This is a genomic window from Pseudomonas sp. SIMBA_068 (assembly GCF_046534705.1).
Classification (GTDB): Bacteria; Pseudomonadota; Gammaproteobacteria; order Pseudomonadales; family Pseudomonadaceae; genus Aquipseudomonas; species Aquipseudomonas putida.
Window position 1 is genome coordinate 1 of record NZ_JAWRYI010000296.1, and the last position, 295, is coordinate 295.

The window sequence follows — 295 nt, forward strand, 5'->3', positions numbered from 1 at the left end:
GTTGAGGAGAAGCGGGTGGGCGCCATTGGCCTGGCACTGTCGGGACTGGTCGATGCCGAAAACGGCTACTGTATCCGCTCCAAAGTGCTCGACTGGGACAACGTCCCGATTGCGCGCCTGCTGGAAGAGCGTTTCTCGCTGCCGGTGTTTATCGAGAATGACGCCAACGCCATGGCAATGGCGGCGCTGGTGTTTGGTCAGCTCGGCAACGCGCAGTCGGCGGTGATCGCCACCTACGGCAAAGGGATCGGGGCAGGCATCATCCTGAATCGTCAGCTCTACCGCGGTCGTCACG

General features: G+C 62.0%; 1 protein-coding gene. It reads left to right on the top strand.

What is annotated here, in order from left to right; genetic code table 11:
• Window positions 1-15 precede the first annotated feature (15 nt).
• A partial coding sequence (locus tag SB756_RS29245) for an ROK family protein (protein WP_410913038.1) occupies window positions 16-295 on the top strand: 280 nt, incomplete at its 3' end.